General features: G+C 62.5%; 15 protein-coding genes. 9 read left to right on the forward strand and 6 right to left on the reverse strand.

Annotation, left to right across the window (positions count from 1 at the left end; all coding sequences use genetic code 11):
• Positions 1-5 precede the first annotated feature (5 nt).
• Complete coding sequence (gene dctP / locus MCB86_RS02760) at positions 6-1,025, reverse strand: TRAP transporter substrate-binding protein DctP (RefSeq protein ID WP_045162619.1); 1,020 nt, start codon at positions 1,023-1,025, stop codon at positions 6-8.
• 155 nt (positions 1,026-1,180) lie between these two features.
• Here dctP and MCB86_RS02765 point away from each other — a divergent pair, with 155 nt between their 5' ends.
• A complete protein-coding gene (locus tag MCB86_RS02765) occupies positions 1,181-2,137 on the forward strand; it encodes a LysR substrate-binding domain-containing protein (RefSeq protein WP_045162620.1) in 957 nt (318 codons plus the stop codon).
• 142 nt (positions 2,138-2,279) lie between these two features.
• On the opposite strand, the gene MCB86_RS02770 is transcribed toward MCB86_RS02765, so the two are convergent.
• Positions 2,280-3,860: an aldehyde dehydrogenase (NADP(+)) gene (locus MCB86_RS02770; RefSeq protein ID WP_239609652.1), complete on the reverse strand. Its 1,581-nt coding sequence runs from the start codon at positions 3,858-3,860 to the stop codon at positions 2,280-2,282.
• A gap of 142 nt (positions 3,861-4,002) precedes the next feature.
• Positions 4,003-4,998 carry an AraD1 family protein gene (gene araD1, locus MCB86_RS02775; RefSeq protein WP_045162622.1) on the reverse strand — a complete coding sequence of 332 codons (996 nt, stop codon included), beginning with the start codon at positions 4,996-4,998 and terminating at the stop codon, positions 4,003-4,005.
• A gap of 122 nt (positions 4,999-5,120) precedes the next feature.
• On the opposite strand from araD1, the gene MCB86_RS02780 reads away from it, so the two are divergent.
• Complete coding sequence (locus MCB86_RS02780; protein ID WP_045162623.1) at positions 5,121-6,077, forward strand: LysR family transcriptional regulator; 957 nt, start codon at positions 5,121-5,123, stop codon at positions 6,075-6,077.
• Here MCB86_RS02780 and MCB86_RS02785 read toward each other — a convergent pair.
• The gene (locus MCB86_RS02785) at positions 6,074-7,255 is read right to left on the reverse strand and encodes a fumarylacetoacetate hydrolase family protein (RefSeq protein WP_239609654.1); all 1,182 of its coding nucleotides are present in this window, start codon (positions 7,253-7,255) and stop codon (positions 6,074-6,076) included. The genes MCB86_RS02780 and MCB86_RS02785 overlap by 4 nt on opposite strands.
• 213 nt (positions 7,256-7,468) lie before the next feature.
• On the opposite strand from MCB86_RS02785, the gene MCB86_RS02790 reads away from it, so the two are divergent.
• The 6 genes from MCB86_RS02790 to MCB86_RS02815 all read left to right on the forward strand — a co-directional run bounded on the left by MCB86_RS02790 (position 7,469) and on the right by MCB86_RS02815 (position 14,398).
• Positions 7,469-8,410: a LysR family transcriptional regulator gene (locus tag MCB86_RS02790; RefSeq protein ID WP_239609655.1), complete on the forward strand. Its 942-nt coding sequence runs from the start codon at positions 7,469-7,471 to the stop codon at positions 8,408-8,410.
• 239 nt (positions 8,411-8,649) lie between these two features.
• Positions 8,650-9,972: an L-fuconate dehydratase gene (locus tag MCB86_RS02795; protein WP_239609657.1), complete on the forward strand. Its 1,323-nt coding sequence runs from the start codon at positions 8,650-8,652 to the stop codon at positions 9,970-9,972.
• A 90-nt stretch (positions 9,973-10,062) separates the two neighbouring features.
• On the forward strand, positions 10,063-11,112 hold the full coding sequence (locus MCB86_RS02800) for a TRAP transporter substrate-binding protein (protein WP_045162627.1): 1,050 nt from the start codon (positions 10,063-10,065) through the stop codon (positions 11,110-11,112).
• Positions 11,113-11,181: 69 nt separating this feature from the next.
• Positions 11,182-11,670 (forward strand): TRAP transporter small permease subunit, encoded by a 489-nt coding sequence (locus MCB86_RS02805; RefSeq protein WP_230623639.1) that lies wholly within the window; start codon positions 11,182-11,184, stop codon positions 11,668-11,670.
• A complete protein-coding gene (locus MCB86_RS02810; RefSeq protein ID WP_196298664.1) occupies positions 11,667-12,923 on the forward strand; it encodes a TRAP transporter large permease in 1,257 nt (418 codons plus the stop codon). The genes MCB86_RS02805 and MCB86_RS02810 overlap by 4 nt, the downstream gene beginning before the upstream one ends.
• Positions 12,924-12,955: 32 nt before the next feature.
• Positions 12,956-14,398: an FAD-binding oxidoreductase gene (locus tag MCB86_RS02815; RefSeq protein WP_239609659.1), complete on the forward strand. Its 1,443-nt coding sequence runs from the start codon at positions 12,956-12,958 to the stop codon at positions 14,396-14,398.
• A gap of 42 nt (positions 14,399-14,440) precedes the next feature.
• On the opposite strand, the gene MCB86_RS02820 is transcribed toward MCB86_RS02815, so the two are convergent.
• Entirely contained in the window at positions 14,441-16,225 is a 1,785-nt protein-coding gene (locus MCB86_RS02820; protein WP_239609661.1) for an IlvD/Edd family dehydratase, read from the reverse strand.
• A 247-nt stretch (positions 16,226-16,472) separates the two neighbouring features.
• Between MCB86_RS02820 and MCB86_RS02825 the strand changes: the two genes are divergently transcribed.
• A complete protein-coding gene (locus MCB86_RS02825; RefSeq protein ID WP_239609663.1) occupies positions 16,473-17,543 on the forward strand; it encodes a LacI family DNA-binding transcriptional regulator in 1,071 nt (356 codons plus the stop codon).
• 1 nt (position 17,544) lies between these two features.
• Here the strand turns inward: MCB86_RS02825 and MCB86_RS02830 are convergent, their stop codons facing one another.
• Positions 17,545-17,826 (reverse strand): SelT/SelW/SelH family protein, encoded by a 282-nt coding sequence (locus MCB86_RS02830; RefSeq protein WP_239609665.1) that lies wholly within the window; start codon positions 17,824-17,826, stop codon positions 17,545-17,547.
• Positions 17,827-17,835: the final 9 nt, after the last annotated feature.

Below are 17,835 nucleotides of genomic sequence, written 5' to 3' on the forward strand. Positions count from 1 at the left end.
GCGGCTTAGAGCATGCCTTTGTCCTGCAAGTAGGCCTGGATCGAATCCACCGCCTCCTTGGCCTGGGGGCTACGCTCACGCCAGCGCGCCCACTCTTCCCGGGCGGATTGGCGGAAGCTCTTCAACTGATCGTCGGAAAGCGAGGTCAGGGTCACGTCGCCCTTCTGCTTGGCCAGCGCAACTTGTTCCTCGTCCTTTTTCTGCAGATCGCTGACCAGCTGTTCGGTGAACGCATCGACAGAGTCTTCGAGAGTCTTCTGTTGCTCGGGCGTTAGCTCATCCCACAGCGCCTTGTTGACCGAGATGTCCTTCATCGGCATCGAGTGAAAGCCGGGATAGACGGCGAATGGCGCGTACTTGTGATAGCCCTGCTGGTAATTGGTGGAGAACACCGTGTAGTCGGCTGCGTCGATCACGCCCTTTTCCAGCCCGGTGTATACCTCGGAGGTGGGCAGATTCACCGGCGCCGCGCCGACCAATTTGAAGATGTTCGAGACCATGCCTTCCGGCGCACGCACCTTCAGGCCCTTCAGATCGCCGAGCGTTTCGATCTTGCGCTTGCTGATCAGGGATTCGGCCCCCACGGCGCCAGCACGAATGAGGTGAACGTTGTATGGCTCGACCAGGCGGTTGTAGCCCGCCTCGCCGCCAGCGTTGCGCATGTAATCGAGAAACGGCGTCGGACCGCTCCAGGCGCCGACCATATTGCCGTACACCGCGAAAGCCGGGTTCTTGCCTGAGAAGTATCCGGGGTCGGTGATGTGCCCCTGGATGATGCCGGCACCGACCGCGTCCAGCGTCTCGTTGTTACCCACGATGGTGCCGGTCGGCAGGACCTCGACGGTGATCTCGCCGTTGGTTTTCTCGCCGACGCTCTTGGCCCATTGCTGGGCGATGCGGTACTCGTCGTCACCGGCATTGACGTTAATCTGAAATTTCCATTCCTGAGCAGCGGCGACACTGCCGGAAGCAAGGATCAGGCTCGCCGCAAGGACAAGGCCGGCACGGGGAATAGTCGGTTGCATAGTTGCCTCTCCACTTATTGTTATTCGGCATCTTCGGCCACGGTGACAGCGCTTCTTGGCGTGGCCTGTCCCGCTGTTGAAAAGACTAAAGAGCGCAGCCATCATCAACAAATACAAAATCTCGCCGCACCTATACGCAAACGGATATATCCGACATGAAACCGATCAACAGCAACTGGTTCGTACGAGCTCGCTTGAAGAACCGTCACATCCCTTTGTTGGTAGCGCTAGGCGACACCTCGAACCTCAATCGCGCCGCCGAAGGCCTGGGGATTTCCCAACCGGCCATTTCGAAGCTGCTGAAGGAGTTGGAAGACGGGCTTGGCGTCGCCCTGTTCGAGCGACATGCGCGCGGGGTAGTCCCGACGCTTTACGGCGAGACCATGATTCGCCACGCCAGGCGCTTGCAGAACACACTGGACAACGTCTACAGCGAAGTCGACGCGTTGCGCCAAGGGCAGCAAGGCCACGTTCGGATCGGCACCATCCTCACACCCTGCGCTGAGCTGTTGCCAGAAGTGGTCGGTCGTGCCAAGCAGCGTTTCCCGAACCTGGAACTGAGCATCCGGACCGGCTCGAGCCGCGATCTGATGGCGATCCTTGACGACGGCGAGCTGGATTTTCTGGTGGCGCGCTTCTTTGCCGGTAGCCAGCAGCACGACCTGCGCTTCGAACCACTGGCCAAGGAACCCCTGCGAATCTGTGCGCGCGCGGGACTCATCCAGCGGCCGATGTCGCGCGCCGAACTGAACGCCGCCGACTGGGTGCTGCCGCCGGCGGGCAGCGTGTTGCGTCAGGAATTCGATGGTTTGTTCCAGCGTGTTGGCATGCGGCCGCCGACCAAGGTGGTCAACGCTGAAAACCTGCTGATGGTCACCACGCTGGTCGAGAAGAACGACATGCTGACAGTGCTGCCGCGCGATGTACTGGCGCACTACGCACGTTATGGGATGCTCGCTGAAATCGACGTCGACGCCAGCATCGACACCGACCTGAATCAGGGCTTGATGGAGTTTGGCATCATCACCAAGGACCAGCGGCTGCTTTCCCCAGCCGCACGCAACGTGCTGGAACTGCTACGCGACGTCGCCCAGCAGACCGCGCTGGCATAACGCCGACCGAGATGGCACTGCCACAGCAACCACGAGCAATGACAGTCCATCTGCCAACGCGCGATCGCCATCGGTAAAGGGTGCCATTGAATGGCACCCAGATGACGTTCGGCTGATGCATCACATCAGCCGTCGGATTGAGCTAGATCGCGCTCCGGGTCATTTCACCATCGACGAGGCGGTTGATGCCCAGCGGGTTGGCGTTTTTCAGCGCCTCCGGCAGCAGTGCCTCGGGGAAGTTCTGATAGCACACCGGCCGTAGGAAACGGTCGATCGCCAAGGTGCCCACCGAGGTGCCTCGGGAATCGGAAGTTGCCGGATACGGCCCGCCATGCACCATGGAGTCACACACCTCGACGCCGGTCGGATAGCCATTGAGCAGCAAGCGTCCGGCCTTCTGCTCCAGCACCGGAGTGAGATCGGTGAAAGCGCTGAGGTCCGCCTCATCGGCAATCAAGGTAGCAGTGAGCTGCCCACGCAAGCCATGCAGCGCGCGCAGCAATTCCGCTTTGTCGGCGACCTCGACAACGATCGTGGTGGGCCCGAAGACCTCCTCCTGCAATAACTCGTCACCGTCGATGAGCAATTGCGCATCGGCCTTGAACAGCTGTGGTCGCGCCTGATTGCCGTCCTGCGCGGCGCCGGCCAGATGGGTGATACCCGGATGCGCCTGCAGATGCTCCAGGCCTTTGGCATAGCTCGTCAGTGTTCCGGCGTTGAGCATGGTTTGCGCCGGCTGCTCGGACATGAAACCTGTGAGTCGCTCGAGGAAGTCTGAAAACTCTGGCGAACGAATACCGATGACCATGCCCGGATTGGTGCAGAACTGGCCACAGCCCAGCACCACAGAAGCCGTCAGCTCATTGGCGATGGCGTCACCGCGCGCTTTAAGTGCTTCGGGCAGTACCAATACCGGATTGATGCTGGACATCTCGGCGAAGACCGGAATGGGCTGCGGGCGCGCCGCCGCCATATCGCATAGCGCACGTCCACCGCGTAGCGAGCCGGTGAAGCCGACCGCCTGGATCGCCGGATGCTTGACCAGCCACTCGCCGACACCGCCGCCGTAGATCATGTTGAACACGCCCTTGGGCATGCCGGTTTTCTCAGCGGCACGCAGGATCGCATCGGCGACCTGCTCGGCCGTTGCCATATGCCCGCTGTGCGCTTTGAACACCACTGGGCAGCCGGCGGCCAGCGCCGAGGCGGTATCGCCGCCGGCAGTGGAGAATGCCAGCGGAAAGTTACTGGCACCGAACACCGCGACCGGGCCCAGGCCCATCCGGCATTGGCGCAGATCGGGCCGCGGCAGCGGCTTGCGCTCCGGCAAGGCGCGATCGATACGCGCGCCGTAGAAATCGCCGCGGCGCAGCACTTTGGCGAACAGCCGCATCTGACCGCTGGTACGTCCGCGCTCACCCTGGATGCGCCCGGCCGGTAGTGCGGTTTCCTGACAGACCAGCGCGACGAAGTCGTCGCCCAGCGCGTCGAGCTCATCTGCGATGGCATCGAGAAATTCGGCGCGCCGTTCGGCTGGAAGGGCACGGTAGGTTGGGTAGGCGACGGCAGCGGCCTCTGCCGCCGCGTTCACTTCGTCTTCCGTCGCCTGAATGAATTCGAACGGCAGCGCCGCGCCGCTGGTGGCGTCATGGCTCTGCAGCTTATGGGTGCCAGCGGCGCTACGCGCACCGGCGATGTAATTGTGGCCGAGAATGGCGGACATGGAATATCTCCTCTACCTGTTGGTTCAGGGGGCTCCGCATGGCGTGCGGAGCATGGCCGACGGCCCGTGGGCGAATGCCGCCGACCTCCAAAGCTGGGTCGGTGACTCGCCTGGTATGACGATTACAACTGCGCAGATTCGATCAGAGCGCCTTCACCCCGCCCGCGCCGATGCCGGGCTTGCGGATGGAAATACCGTTGCGCAGCGGCTCACCGAAGGCATCGAGGCTGACCTCGAACTGGTCACCCGGCTGCGCCTTGATCCCATCCGCGAACGACAGGGTAGCCGTTCCGAAGAAATGCACATGTACATCACCGGGTCGCAGGAACTGAGCGTACTTGAAGTGATGGTATTCGAGATTCTCTAGGCTGTGGCACATGTTGTCCTCGCCGGAGAGAAACTCCTTCTCCCAGAGCACCTCGCCGTTGCGGCGGATGCGACTGATACCAGCCAGGTTCGCGGGCAGCTCACCGATCCGCAGCTCCGGTCCGAAGGAACAGAACCTGAGTTTGGAGTGAGCCAGATACAGGTAGTTCTTGCGTTCGGTCACATGATCGGAGAATTCATTGCCCAGCGCGAAACCGAGCCGGTATGGCTGGCCGTCGTCGCCAATGACATAAAGGCCAGTCAGCTCAGGCTCTTCGCCGAAGTCCTCGGCGAAATCGGGCGCAGGAAAATCTGCACCGGGACGCACCAGGATGCTGCCATCGCCCTTGTAGAACCACTCGGGCTGCGCGCCGACGGTTCCCGGCTGCGGCTTTCCGCCCTGCATGCCCCAACGGAACATCTGCATGGTATCGGTCAGTTTTTCCGCGGTCTGCTCGACCTGCTGGTGCATCTTGTCTCGGGTCGAAGCGCTACCCAAGTGAGTCAGGCCGGTACCGCTGACCAGGCAATGCGCAGGGTCTTCATGGTCCAGCGGCGGCAGCACTCGCCCGGCATCCAGCAGTTGCCTATACGACGGTCCGGCATCGCAGCCCTGCACGTCGATCTGAGCCGCCAGGCTGTTACCGTTGCGAATCGCCGCCAGTGCCAGCTCGCGGGTACTGCTCACGCCGCGCAACATGTCGATGCGTTCGCCAATCACCACGCCTACCTGACGCTGGCCCTGTTCGTTCTCGAATTGAATCAACCGCATGAGGCTTCCTCTTCTTATTGAAGGGCCTGCAATCGCAGGCATCTGCTGCGGCCACTTTAAAAAGCACCGTAGGTGGTGCCTAATGAAAGCTTCTGATTGAGTGATAACTTCCAGTCATCCCCATGATCGCCGCCCTGCCCTCCATCGTTTCTCGCTTGCGCCTCAAGCAGCTGCGCCTTCTCATCGCACTGGATGAACAGGGCTCGCTGCACCGTGCCGCCGAACAGGTCTCGATCAGCCAGCCCGGCGCCACGAAGGCGCTGCACGAGATTGAAACGACCTTCGCCGCCGAACTGTTCACCCGTAGCAGCCAAGGGCTGCAACCCAACGATCTGGGTCGTTGCGTGATCCGCTATGCACGGCTGATCCACAGCGACCTGGCGCACCTGCGCGAAGAAATGGTCGGCATTCTGCAAGGACATGGTGGGCGTCTCTCGATAGGCGTGATAATGGGCGCCGTGCCGCTGTTGATGCGCGTGCTGGGCCGGTTGCGGCGCAAGCAGCCGGAGCTGTCAGTGGAGATCGTCGAGGACACCAGTGCGCGCCTGCTCGGCCTGCTCGACGAAGGCCGGCTGGACTTGGCGATCTGCCGGAGCAGTGTCAGCCGGCGTCCGGACGCTTATGACTGCCTGACCCTGCATGAGGAGCAGCTGGCCGTGGTCGCCCATCCTGACCATCCGCTCGCCGACGCCGCGGCGCCGCTGACCCTGGCCGATCTGAGCGGCTATCGCTGGGTCATCTACCCGGCGAACATGCCGATGCGCCAGTTGCTCGAGCGCGAATTCAGCGAAGCCAGCCTTGAGTTCCCGCGGTACCCGGTCGAAACCGCCTCCACCTTCACCACCCTCAGCCTGCTGCAGGAGGATCCGGAGCTGGTCGCCGTCATGCCGCTGTCGGTGGCCCGTTTCGGCGAACGCTTCGCCATGATCCGTCAGCTGCCGCTGACACTGCACTCGCGCAGCGAACCCTATGGTGTCATCGCCCGGCACGGGAGCAGCCTGTCGCCAGCGGCGCGGCTATTGCTCGAAGAGCTGCAGGACGAAAGCGGCTCGGCAGCGGCCGAGCCTTGCGTGGGCTAAAGCAGGCCGCGTGCCCCGAGGTTCTTCAGCAGCGCCAACACCCCGAACTCCCAAGGCGCCACCGCATCGCTGTGGTTGACCCGGTTGTGCAGCGCCCCCAGTTGATCGCTGCGTATGCTGACCTTGTCGCCCAGCTTGTGGGTGAAGCCCGAACCCGCCGTATCGCGGTCCTCGGTGGGCGCGAACAAGGTGCCGAGAAAGAGCAGGAAACCATCGGGATACTGGTGGTTGCGGTTGATTGCCTGCTCCACCAGATCCAGCGGGTCCCGACTGATCTGGTCCATCGAACTGCTGCCGTTGAGTACGTAGCCGTCCTCCCCCTCGACCCGCAGCTCCACCACGCTGCGGCGCACATCGTCGATGGCGAAGCTGTCGTCAAACAATCGAATGAAGGGCCCGATGGCACAGGAAGCGTTGTTGTCTTTCGCCTTGCTCAGCAACAACGCACTGCGACCCTCGAAGTCGCGCAAGTTGACGTCATTGCCCAGGGTTGCACCCACCGCCGCACCACGGCTGTTGACCGCCAGCACAACCTCTGGCTCGGGGTTGTTCCATGCCGAGCCCGGATGAACGCCTATTTCAGCCCCGGTGCCAACCGTCGCTAGCAACGGCGCTTTGGTGAATATTTCCGCATCCGGACCGATACCGACCTCCAGATATTGCGACCACAGGCCCTGCTCGATCAGCAAGCTTTTGAGGCCCATCGCCGCCTCGGAGCCCGGCTGGATGCGCGACAGGTCCGTCCCCAGAACCTGGTGAACCTGGCCGCGCACCGCTTCGGCCTTGGCCGGATCGCCCGCCGCCTGTTCTTCGATCACACGTTCGATCATGCTGGCGGCGAATGTCACACCAGCGGCCTTGATCACTTGCAAATCCGCCGGCGCCAACAGGTAAGGCCGGGCCGGGTCGCGATCTTCACCGCTGTTGGCCAGTAGCGCCTCGATGCTGGCGATCCGCGGCGCGTCCAGTTGTTGTAAACGCTGCAACAGTTCGGGCTCCTCGAACAGACCGCTCAGGGTGGCTGACACGCGGGACAGGTCATAGACGCCGCCCTCGCGCAACAGCACAGGGGTCGGGCCGGCCACGTCGCCGGGCAACCAGACGCGTCCGACCAGGGTGCCCTGCAGGCCATCGACGGGAAGGGTGTTTTCGAGAGTGAGCTGAATCCGGCGCGGCATAGGTCGGTTACCTTGGCGAAGATAAGGAACGCCGCGCCTTTAGCAGGGCAACGAGCCCATGGCGTTGCAGCCTGCAGTACTATCCAGAGGGTGCTACCCGGACTGCGGGCGCGGCGATCATCACTTTAGGCAGCCAAACCGCCTGGCTTCTAATGACAAATTTTCAGGGTTCGATATGACTTCGTTATCACTCCGCCGTCGAACAGACCGATCATGAGCGTTGAACAGGGCAATTTGCCCGCGTTGAAAAACTGGCTCAAATACCGCCATCTAGTGCTGATATCCACCCTGGCGCGTACCGCGAACATGCACACCACAGCTGAGCAGATGGGCCTCAGCCAGCCGGCCGTCAGCAAGATGCTGCGCGATATCGAAGAGCTGTTCGGCTTCGCGCTGTTCGTACGTCTGTCACGCAAGCTGGTACCCAGCGAGCTCGGGCAGGTGGTCATTCAGCATGCTGAGAGTACCCTCAACGACACCCAGCGCTTCGCCCATCAGCTCGATACCTTGCGCAAGGGCGGCCACGGCAACATCAAGATCGGCGCGATCATCGCCGCCACCGCCGCCACCATCCCGGTGGCGCTGGTCGAACTCAAGCGACGGCGACCGCTGTTGATGATCGAGCTGGTTGAGCAGACCAGCGATCACCTGCTGGACATGCTCGAAAACAAGCAGCTCGATCTGGTGGTAGCCCGTTTTACCAACACCCGCCAGCAGCAGCGCTTCGACTTCCAGCCGCTGGCCGAAGAGCCGTTCTGGTTGGTCTGCAAACGCGATCATCCATTGAGCGCACAGCGCGACATTCATCCAGCCGAACTAACGCGCTGGCCTTGGGTGCTCTACCCCTTCGACACGCCGATGCGACAGATGCTCGAGCAACTGCTGAGCCAGCTCGACGTCGCGCCGCCGAGTAACGTCGTGGAAACCACCTCGGTGCAGACCACCCTCTACCTGCTGCGCAACAGCGAAACATTGGCACTACTGCCCGAAGCCATCGCTCGGCAGCAAGTCGAGCAGGGCTTGCTGTGCGAACTGTCCACCAGCCTGGCCACCCAATCGCTGCGGTACGGCATCCTCACCCGCAAGCATCAGACGCCCTCGAGCAATGCGCAGGAATTGATGGAGATTCTGTTGCGAGGGCGCAGCGAGCTTTGAGTGTTACGCGTCGTGCCATAACGACGCGGCTGTGGTTGACGACCAAACCAGATCTCAGACGTCGAATAACTCCCCGTTATCGTTCAATGAAGAAGCCTCATTAGTCCCGCGGTCGAAGCCGTCTATACCTTCCTCAGTGCTGGCGAGGGGACATCCCGCCGCTGAGCACCATCGTGCGCCGCGTCTCATCAGTCGCGACAGCAACAACAAGAACAAGACGCACCGGAAGGAAACCCGCAATGCCGACGATCACTCGGGTCGAAGTTCAGGATGTCCGGTTCCCGACGTCCCGCTCCCTGGACGGCTCGGACGCCATGAATGCCGCACCCGACTATTCCGCGACCTACGTCACCCTGTACACCGATGCGCCCAGCGGCCTCACCGGCCAAGGTCTGACCTTCACCATCGGCCGGGGCAACGACATCTGTGTTGCCGCAGCCCGGTCGCTGTCAGGTATGGTCGAGGGGCGCAGCCTCGCCTCGATCACCGAGAACATGGGCCGGTTCTGGCGCCAGATCATCTCCGGCGACAGCCAGTTGCGTTGGTTGGGGCCCGAGAAGGGTGTGATCCATCTCGCCACCGCTGCCATCGTCAATGCGGTCTGGGATCTCTGGGCCAAGATCGAAGGCAAGCCGTTATGGAAGTTGCTGGCCGATATGTCGCCCGACGAGCTGGTGCGCTGTCTCGATTTCCGCTTCGTCAGCGATGTGCTGACGCCGGAAGAAGCACTCGCCATGCTGCAGCGCCAAGCCAGTGGCAAGGCGTCACGCGAACAGGCGTTGATCGAGCGCGGCTACCCCGCCTACACCACCTCGGCCGGCTGGCTCGGTTACTCCGAAGAGAAGATTCGCCGGCTGGCCCGTGAAGGGCTGGCCGAGGGCTGGACGCATTTCAAACAGAAGGTCGGCGGCGACCTGCAGGAAGACATTCGGCGTGCATGCATCCTGCGTGAAGAAATCGGCGAAGCCGGCACCTTGATGATGGATGCCAACCAGGTCTGGGACGTCGACGAGGCGATCCACAACATGCGCCAGCTGGCGCAGTTCAACCCGATGTGGATCGAGGAGCCGACCAGCCCCGACGACATCCTCGGCCACGCCGAAATCCGTCGGCGCCTCGATGGCATCGGCGTCGCCACGGGTGAGCATTGCCAGAACCGCGTGATGTTCAAGCAGCTGCTGCAAGCGGGTGCGATCGATTACTGCCAGGTGGATGTCGCCCGTCTGGGTGGATTCAACGAAGCCATCCTGGTCCTCCTGCTGGCGGCCCGTTTTGGCGTGCCGGTCTGCCCGCACGGCGGCGGCGTGGGCCTGTGCGAATACATCCAGCATCTATCGATGTTCGATTACATCGCAGTGTCCGGCTCGCTCGAGGGGCGCGTGCTCGAGTACGTCGACCACCTGCACGAACACTTCGTCGATCCGGTGCGTGTGGAACGCGGTCGCTACCGGGTGCCGACCGCAGCGGGTAGCAGCATCACCATGCATGCCGCGTCGCTCGCCGAGCATCTGTTCCCCACGGGTGCAGCCTGGCAGCTGGATGCGAGCCCAAGCGACCGATGAGCCAGGAGGTTACCCATCGCAGATGCCTTCAAAGCAGGCGACCCTGAACCACCCGTCCCGCAGACCTTCACCCCAAAACGGAATGCCACGATGAAAACAAAGACAAGAAAACAGGTGATTTCCATACTCGGCGCGCTGGGCATTGGCCTTGCGTGTTTGCAGGCGGCCGCCGCGCCGGAATTTCCACCGCTTCCCGAGGTGAAGGGCGATACCGTCCCGGACAAAGGCACCTTCAACATCAAGTTCAGCATCGGTACTACCCAGTCCGGCGCTCAATACCGGGGGCTGGAGTACTTCAAGAAGATCGTCGAGCAACGCAGCGAAGGGCGCGTCAACGTCAAGCTGTTCCACAGCGCGCAGCTGGGCGATGACCTACAGGCGGTCAGTTCGCTACAGGCCGGCACACTGGAAATGACGGCACCGTCGACCTCTCCACTCGTTGGCATGCTGCCGCAACTCGCGGTGTTCGATCTCCCGTTTCTGTTTCCCACCCCGGCAGACGCCGACCGCGTGCTCGATGGTGAGATCGGCCAGAGAATGCTCAAGGATGCGTCCGGGCAAGGATTCGTCGCCATCGGCTGGGCCGAGAACGGCTACCGTCAGCTGACCAACAGCAAAACGGCCGTGCAGACGCCTGACGACCTGGCCGGGTTGAAAGTCCGCACCATGCAGAATCCGATTCATATCGACATCTGGCGCACCCTCGGTGCGAACCCGACGCCGATGTCCTTCGCCGAGCTGTTCACCGCACTGGAACAGGGTGTGGTCGATGGCCAGGAAAATCCCTGGATCACCATCTCATCGTCGCGTTTCAACGAAGTGCAGCCCTACGCAACCGAAACCAACCACGTCTACACGCCGTTCATGACCTTGGTTTCCGAGCGATTCTGGAATCGCCTGCCGGCTGAATACCAGGCACTGCTGGTGGATGCGAGCAAGGAGATGGGCATCTATGAACGCCATGTCAGCCGCACCATGAATGACCAGCTGAAGGCGGAAATGAAAGCCTCGAACATGAACGTCACCGAGCTTACCCCCGAGCAGGTAGCCGTCTTCCAGGAGCACCTCGAGCCCGTCTACGAGAAGTGGAAGTCACAGATCGGTGAAGACCTGGTGGATGCGATCCTGAGCAAGAATTGACGCCTCGCCCCGTCACGGGCAGGCATCCAGTGCCTGCCCGCCTCCCGTAAGCCTTCAGGTATGGTTCCCATGACCCGTCACTCATCTGCTCTCCAGGCCATGCTGGGCGTTCTGCGTTCAGCGCTGGAAATCACCATCGGCCTGCTGGTATTGGGCGTGGTGTTCTGTGTCGCCGCCAATGTCTTTGGTCGTTTCGTCCTCAATTACTCCTTCGTCTGGGCCGAGGAGTTTTCCCGAATCATGTTCATCTGGGTGGTCCTGCTCGGCGCCGGGCTCGCCAGCCTGAACGACGAGCACGTCTCGGTGACCTACTTCAAAAACCTTGTTGCCGCCCCGCTGCAGAAGGCGTTCAGCCTGATCACCGTGGCCGTCATCTATGCGGTCTGCATCTGCATCCTGATCGGCTTCAAGGACATCCTGTCCGGCTTCGTCAGCGTCACGCCCCTGCTGCAAATCTCCAAGACCTTCATTTACAGCGCCATGCCGGTCATGGCGGTGCTGACGTTGATCGCCAACACCATCGCCCTGTTCTCGATATTCAGCCGGAGCTCGACATGATCCTCTGGAGCATTCTGATCGGCCTGCTGGTGGCCATCGTGGTGGGCGTGCCGATCTCGTTCGCCCTGGCGGCGATAAGCCTGTTCATCTTCTTTTACGCCGACTACGCGATGACGCCCATCGTGTCCGAGGCGATCAACGGCCTGGATTCATTTCCCTTGCTGGCAATCCCTCTGTTCATCCTGGTTGGCGAGGTGATGAGCGAAGGTGGCATCGCCAAGCGCCTGGTGCGCCTGGCCAGCGCCATGGTCGGCTTCGTCTCCGGCGGCCTGGGACAGATTGCCGTGCTTACCTCGATGTTCTTCGGCGGCATCAGCGGCTCGGCGGTCGCCGATGCTTCGGCGGTCGGCAGCATGATGATCGAACCCATGAAGCGTCATCACTACCCGGCACCTTTGGCCGCGGCGATCATCGTGGCCTCCTCGGTCGTCGGCATCATCATCCCGCCGTCGATCCCGATGATTCTCTATGGCGTGGTGACCAACACCTCGATCTCGCAGCTGTTTCTCGCCGGGATCGTGCCCGGAGTCCTGATCACCCTGGGTCTGGCCATCACCACCTACTTCCAGTCAAAAAAGATCGGCAAGGCGCAGCCCTTCAGCGTCGGCGAGCTAGGCAAGGCGCTGCGCGGTGCGCTGTTGGCGATGCTGCTGCCGGTGATCATCGTCGGCGGCATTCTCACCGGAGTCTTCACCCCTACCGAGAGCGCTGCCTTCGCGCTGGTCTATGCGCTCGTCATCTCGATGTTCGTCTACCGCAGCCTGACGGTGAAACGCTTCTTCCAGCTGTGTATCGCCACCGGCAAACTCACCGGGATCGTCATGTTGCTGCTGGCATTCGCCAACGTGCTGGCCTGGCTGCTGACCGCCAACATGATTCCGCAGCAGCTGGTCGAGGCCCTCGGCGCGCTCTCGCAAAGCAAGTTCGTCATCCTCGGCATCCTCACGCTGTTCTTGCTGCTGGTCGGCTTCTTCATGGACTTGACGCCGGCAATGGTGATTCTCGCGCCGCTGATGACGCCCATCGTGGTGAAGCTCGGCGTCGACCCGGTGTACTTCGGCGTGCTGATGTCCTTCGTCCTTGGCATCGGCCTGATCACGCCACCCGTCGGCACGGTGCTCTACGTGGGCTGCGGGGTCGGCAAGGTCGGCATGGAGCAGCTGGTGCACCGGTTGCTACCGTTCTACTTCACGCTGCTGGCGCTGCTGGTGCTGTTCCTCGCCTTTCCCGGGCTGGTGCTCTGGTATCGCTAGCGCGGGGCTTGCTCCCAACGAAGGAATTACGCATGAAGATTTCCCGTCAGCAGATGCTCGAAGGGCTGGTTTCGATCCTCGGCGAAGCCGGTGTAATGCGTGACGCGCAGGATTTTCAACGCTACGTCAGCGATTGGAGTGGCAGCCACCTGGGCACACCGCTGGGAGTGGTCCGGCCGGCCGATACAGCGCAGGTGGCTGCCGTCGTCCGGTTCTGCGCACAGCACGGCATTCCCATGTCGCCGCAAGGTGGGCATACCGGCCTGGTCGGCGGCGCCTTGCCCGACCGCACTCGACCGGAGCTGGTAATCAGCCTCGAACGACTGAACCGCGTCCGCCAGCTCGACCCCATCGGTTTCACCATGACCGTCGATGCGGGTTGCGTGCTCGAACAGGTCAAGCAGGCGGCCGAGGCGGCGGATTGTTACTTTCCGCTGGCACTGGGTGCTCAAGGCAGTTGCCAGATCGGCGGCAACATCGCCACCAACGCCGGCGGGGTGAATGTGCTGCGCTACGGCATGATGCGTGAGCTGGTACTGGGGCTGGAGGTGGTGCTGCCTGACGGCCGAGTCTGGGAAAGCATGAACGCTCTGCGCAAGGACAACCGCGGCTACAACCTGCAGCAGTTGTTCATCGGCAGCGAAGGCACGCTAGGCATTGTCACCGGAGCCGTACTCAAGCTCTCGCCGCGCCCACAGCGCACGCTCACGGCCTGGCTGGCCGTCGCGTCGGCGGCCGATGCGGTGCTGCTGTACACCCGTGCGCGACGAGAGTGCTGCGAGCTGCTGTCGGCCTTCGAGCTGGTCCCTCGGATCGGCATGGAGCTGGCGTTCGAAGCGATTCCACTGTTGTCCGATCCGCTGTCCGAGCCCCACCCCTTCTATGTGCTGCTGGAGCTGAGCGTCTCCGGGCCGCTGGACTTACGAGGCTTGTTCGACGGTTTCCTCGAACGAGCCATGAGCGACGGTTTGGTGCACGATGGCGCGCTTGCCAGCAGTGGTGAACAGGCGCGCAGGCTATGGCTGATCCGTGAGGGCATGGTCGAAGGCCAGCGTTTGCGCGGCGAGCACCTGCGAACGGACGTCTCGGTGCCCATCTCGTCCATCGCGGCGTTCGTCGAGCAAGCGAGTCAGGCGGTCGCCGAGATCTCGCCGCAAGCGACGACCCTGGTCTACGGGCACATCGGCGACGGTAACCTGCACTTCAACATCCTGCCGCCCCTCGGTCTGGACAACGAAGCGGTCAGCGCCCTGCTGCTGCACATCGAGGACGTGATATTCGCCGTCCTGGATCGCTTCAATGGCAGCATCAGTGCCGAGCACGGTATCGGGCGGATCAAGCAACAGGCCTATCTGTCTCGAATGGCACCGGAGGACGTGCAGCTGCTCAACGGCCTGAAGGCCCTGTTCGATCCCATGGACCTGATGAACGCCGGCCGCATCGTTCTGCCGCGCGCGCGGACCGCGGCCGACTAGCACGCCCTGCCCGGCTGGCCTGCAGTCGGACTCGGTATTCGATCAATGCGAGTGGCGCGGCTCCCCGCGGTTGGCGATCACGCGCAAATAGAGTGTGGCAGGCTCCAAACAACCACCTGTCGAGAGCTGGCCGACCAGTTGCCGATACAGCTCCTGCCAGGGAGTTTGCGATTCTGGAATCGGCGGGATGGCATCCTGGCGCCGTCGCTCCAGCTCTACTTCGTCGACCAGTAAATCGACGCTACGGTTGTTGAGATCCACCCGTAGCCGGTCGCCGGTGCGAAGCAGCGCCAGCCCACCGCCCACCGCGGCCTCTGGGGACATGTTGAGAATCGAGGGGCTGGCCGAGGTACCGCTCTGGCGACCATCGCCCAGGCACGGCAGCGAATCGATGCCGCGGCGGATCAGATCGGACGGCGGCGCCATGTTGACCACCTCGGCGCTGCCCGGATAACCGACGGTGCCGCAGCCACGGATGACCAGAATGCAGTGCTCGTCGATTTCCAGTGCTGGGTCGTTGATCCGTGCGTGATAGTCCTCCGGCCCGTCGAACACAATCGCCCTCGCCTCGAAACGGTTTTCGTCACCTGGGGTGGCCAGATAGGTTCTGCGGAAGGCTTCGCCCACCACCGACATCTTCATGATGGCGCTGTCGAAGAAATTGCCGCTAAGCACGATGAAGCCGGCGCGGTGCTTGAGCGGCTCCGCGTAGGGGCGAATCACATCGCTGTCGTGGGCCTGGGTCGCGGCGACGATCTCGCCAATGCTTTTGCCGGACACAGTCGCGCAGCCGGGGTGCAAGCGCCCCGCCTTGAGCAGTTCGTGCATCACCGCCGGCACGCCACCGGCACGGTGAAACCCTTCACCCAGATACTTGCCAGCCGGCATGCAGTTGACCAGCAGCGGCACCTCTTCACCGACACGCTGCCAGTCCTCGAGCGACAGCTCAACGCCGGCGTGGCGAGCGATGGCAATCAAGTGCGGCGGGCAATTGCTCGACGCGCCAAGGGCCGAGGCCACGGCGATGGCGTTCTCGAACGCCTCCCGGGTCAGAATCTGCGACGGGCGAACGTCCTCGAACACCAGGTCAACGATCCGCTTGCCGGTGAGGTAAGCCATCTGGCCGCGCTCGCGATAAGCCGCGGGAATGCTCGCGCAACCCGGCAACGACATGCCCAGCGCCTCGGCCAGTGCATTCATCGAGAGTGCGGTGCCCATGGTGTTGCAATGACCGATGGAGGGCGACGCCGCCGTGGTCATTTCCATGAACCCTTCGTAATCGATCTCGCCGGAGGACAACAGTTTGCGCGCATGCCACAGCACGGTCCCCGAACCAATCAGCTCGCCTTTGTGGTGGCCGTCGAGCATGGGCCCGCCGGACAGGACGATTGCCGGCAGGTCGGTGGTGGCGGCCGCCATCAGGCACGCCGGGGTGGTCTTGTCGCAGCCGGTGGTGAGCACGACACCGTCGAGCGGATAGCCGTGAAGAATCTCCACCAGGCCCAGATAGGCGAGGTTGCGATCCAGGCCTGCCGTCGGGCGGCGGGTCTGCTCGGCCAGCGGATGCACGGGAAACTCCATGGGTATGCCACCCGCATCGCGTATGCCCGCCTTGACTCGCTGGGCCAGCTCCAGATGGTGCCGGTTGCAGGGTGCCAGGTCGCTGCCAGTCTGAGCAATGCCGATGATCGGGCGGCCGGACTGCAGCTCGCCCCGGGTGAGCCCGTAGTTCATGTAGCGCTCGACGTAGATGGCGGTCATGTCGGAGTGGCTGGGGTCGTCGAACCACTGCTGGCTGCGCAGCGGTCGTTTGTCAGCTTGGGTCATGGGAGCCCTTCTTGTTTTTGCCGGCCAGGACGCTCCTCGGCCGATCAGTTAGGGGGACGCCAGCCGCCGAACACAGAAGCGGATATCGAATAAATCATCCACAACACATCCAAGGAGCAGCAACTCGCTCGTCACAGCGCAAAATGTTACCGATAACATTCGCCTTGTAAAGCGCGGTGAACGACCAGGCCGACAACGGGCCGCAGGTATACTCCGATGCCACCAGTGACTGCCGGAACCCGTACCGATGACGGACAACATCCTCGCGCCAGACGTATCGCCCCCGCGCATGGCGGATGTCGCCAGGCTCGCCGGCGTCTCCAAGATGACGGTTTCGCGAGTGCTGGCTGGGCGGAGCGTCAGCGAGAAGACGCGAAAGCGCGTTCAGGAAGCCATCGAGCGCCTTGGCTACTTGCCCGACGCTTCGGCCGGCACCCTCTCGAGCGGGCGCTCCGAATTCATCGTCGCGCTGGTGCCCTCGCTGAACAGTTCGAACTTCGCCGACACGGTGCGCGGCCTGAATGATTGCATTCAGGGGCAGGGCCTGCGTCTGCTGCTGGGCGACACCGATTATCACCCCGAGCAGGAAGCGTTACTGGTGCGGACATTGCTGCGGCACCGGCCGCTGGGCGTGATGCTGACCGGCAGTGCCCACCTGGACGTCACGCGCAAACTGCTGTTGCAGTCAAAAGTGCCAGTGGTGGAAACCTGGGACGTGCCTGACGAGCCGATAGAACAGTCCGTGGGCTTTTCCAATGCTGAAGCCGCATCGGCTCTGGTTCGCTACCTGCACGGTTGCGGCTATCAACGCATCGGCTTCATCGGCGGAGCGTCAGCCCTGGATCATCGCGGCCTGCAGCGTCGTGAAGGCTATCTGCGGGCGCTCAGTGAGCTGAATCTCGATTCCCGGGTGGTCGACCATGGCCAGTCGCCGATCACCATGAGCCACGGCGGCGAAGCCATAAGCCGCCTGCTGGAGCAATGGCCCGACACGGACGCGGTGATGTGCGTCAGCGATCTCTCGGCCTTTGGCGCGATCATGCATTGCCATCGTCAAGGCCTGAGCGTACCGGACGATATCGCCATCGCCGGTTTTGGCGACTTCGAGGTATCACGCCATTGCACGCCGACGATCACCACCGTGTCCGTCGACCCGTACCGAATCGGCTGGCGCGCCGGAGAAATGCTGCTGGCCAGCGCGGCCGCGCAGCGTGCGGGCATGCCGAAGCCGCGGGAAGTTTCGATCGTCGACTACCAGATTCTTGCCCGTGAAAGCACAGCACCGCCAGCTGCCGGTCGGAACACCCCTACTGTCTGATCTATCTGTCGTTATGCCCGAGATCCCGTTGCGGATCGATCTGGTCGCGCACGCGCTGTTTCAGCTCCTTGGCTTCCGGGAAGCCGCCGTCGCGCTTGCGCTCCCATATCTGCACGCCGTCACAGGCAATATGGAATGTACCGCCACTGGCCGGCACCAACGAGACCTTGCCCAAGTCCTCGACGAAAGTGGACAACAGTTCCTGAGCCAGCCAGGCCGCACGCAGCAGCCACTGACACTGGGTGCAGTAGGTAATGACGATTTCCGGTTTGCTATCGGCCATGACAGGGAC

The sequence above is a fragment of the Pseudomonas sp. KSR10 genome, from assembly GCF_022355455.1.
In the GTDB taxonomy this organism is placed as follows: Bacteria; Pseudomonadota; Gammaproteobacteria; order Pseudomonadales; family Pseudomonadaceae; genus Stutzerimonas; species Stutzerimonas stutzeri_E.

Bases quoted from the DNA above. Each gene is read 5' to 3' on its own strand.
- MCB86_RS02780 (WP_045162623.1), top strand. From the start codon at position 5,121: ATGATCGCCGCCCTGCCCTCCATCGTTTCTCGCTTGCGCCTCAAGCAG.
- MCB86_RS02790 (WP_239609655.1), top strand. From the start codon at position 7,469: ATGAGCGTTGAACAGGGCAATTTGCCCGCGTTGAAAAACTGGCTCAAA.
- dctP (WP_045162619.1), bottom strand. From the start codon at position 1,025: ATGCAACCGACTATTCCCCGTGCCGGCCTTGTCCTTGCGGCGAGCCTG.
- MCB86_RS02820 (WP_239609661.1), bottom strand. From the start codon at position 16,225: ATGACCCAAGCTGACAAACGACCGCTGCGCAGCCAGCAGTGGTTCGAC.
- MCB86_RS02810 (WP_196298664.1), top strand. From the start codon at position 11,667: ATGATCCTCTGGAGCATTCTGATCGGCCTGCTGGTGGCCATCGTGGTG.
- MCB86_RS02800 (WP_045162627.1), top strand. From the start codon at position 10,063: ATGAAAACAAAGACAAGAAAACAGGTGATTTCCATACTCGGCGCGCTG.
- MCB86_RS02815 (WP_239609659.1), top strand. From the start codon at position 12,956: ATGAAGATTTCCCGTCAGCAGATGCTCGAAGGGCTGGTTTCGATCCTC.
- MCB86_RS02795 (WP_239609657.1), top strand. From the start codon at position 8,650: ATGCCGACGATCACTCGGGTCGAAGTTCAGGATGTCCGGTTCCCGACG.
- araD1 (WP_045162622.1), bottom strand. From the start codon at position 4,998: ATGCGGTTGATTCAATTCGAGAACGAACAGGGCCAGCGTCAGGTAGGC.
- MCB86_RS02785 (WP_239609654.1), bottom strand. From the start codon at position 7,255: ATGCCGCGCCGGATTCAGCTCACTCTCGAAAACACCCTTCCCGTCGAT.
- MCB86_RS02825 (WP_239609663.1), top strand. From the start codon at position 16,473: ATGACGGACAACATCCTCGCGCCAGACGTATCGCCCCCGCGCATGGCG.
- MCB86_RS02770 (WP_239609652.1), bottom strand. From the start codon at position 3,860: ATGTCCGCCATTCTCGGCCACAATTACATCGCCGGTGCGCGTAGCGCC.
- MCB86_RS02830 (WP_239609665.1), bottom strand. From the start codon at position 17,826: ATGGCCGATAGCAAACCGGAAATCGTCATTACCTACTGCACCCAGTGT.
- MCB86_RS02765 (WP_045162620.1), top strand. From the start codon at position 1,181: ATGAAACCGATCAACAGCAACTGGTTCGTACGAGCTCGCTTGAAGAAC.
- MCB86_RS02805 (WP_230623639.1), top strand. From the start codon at position 11,182: ATGACCCGTCACTCATCTGCTCTCCAGGCCATGCTGGGCGTTCTGCGT.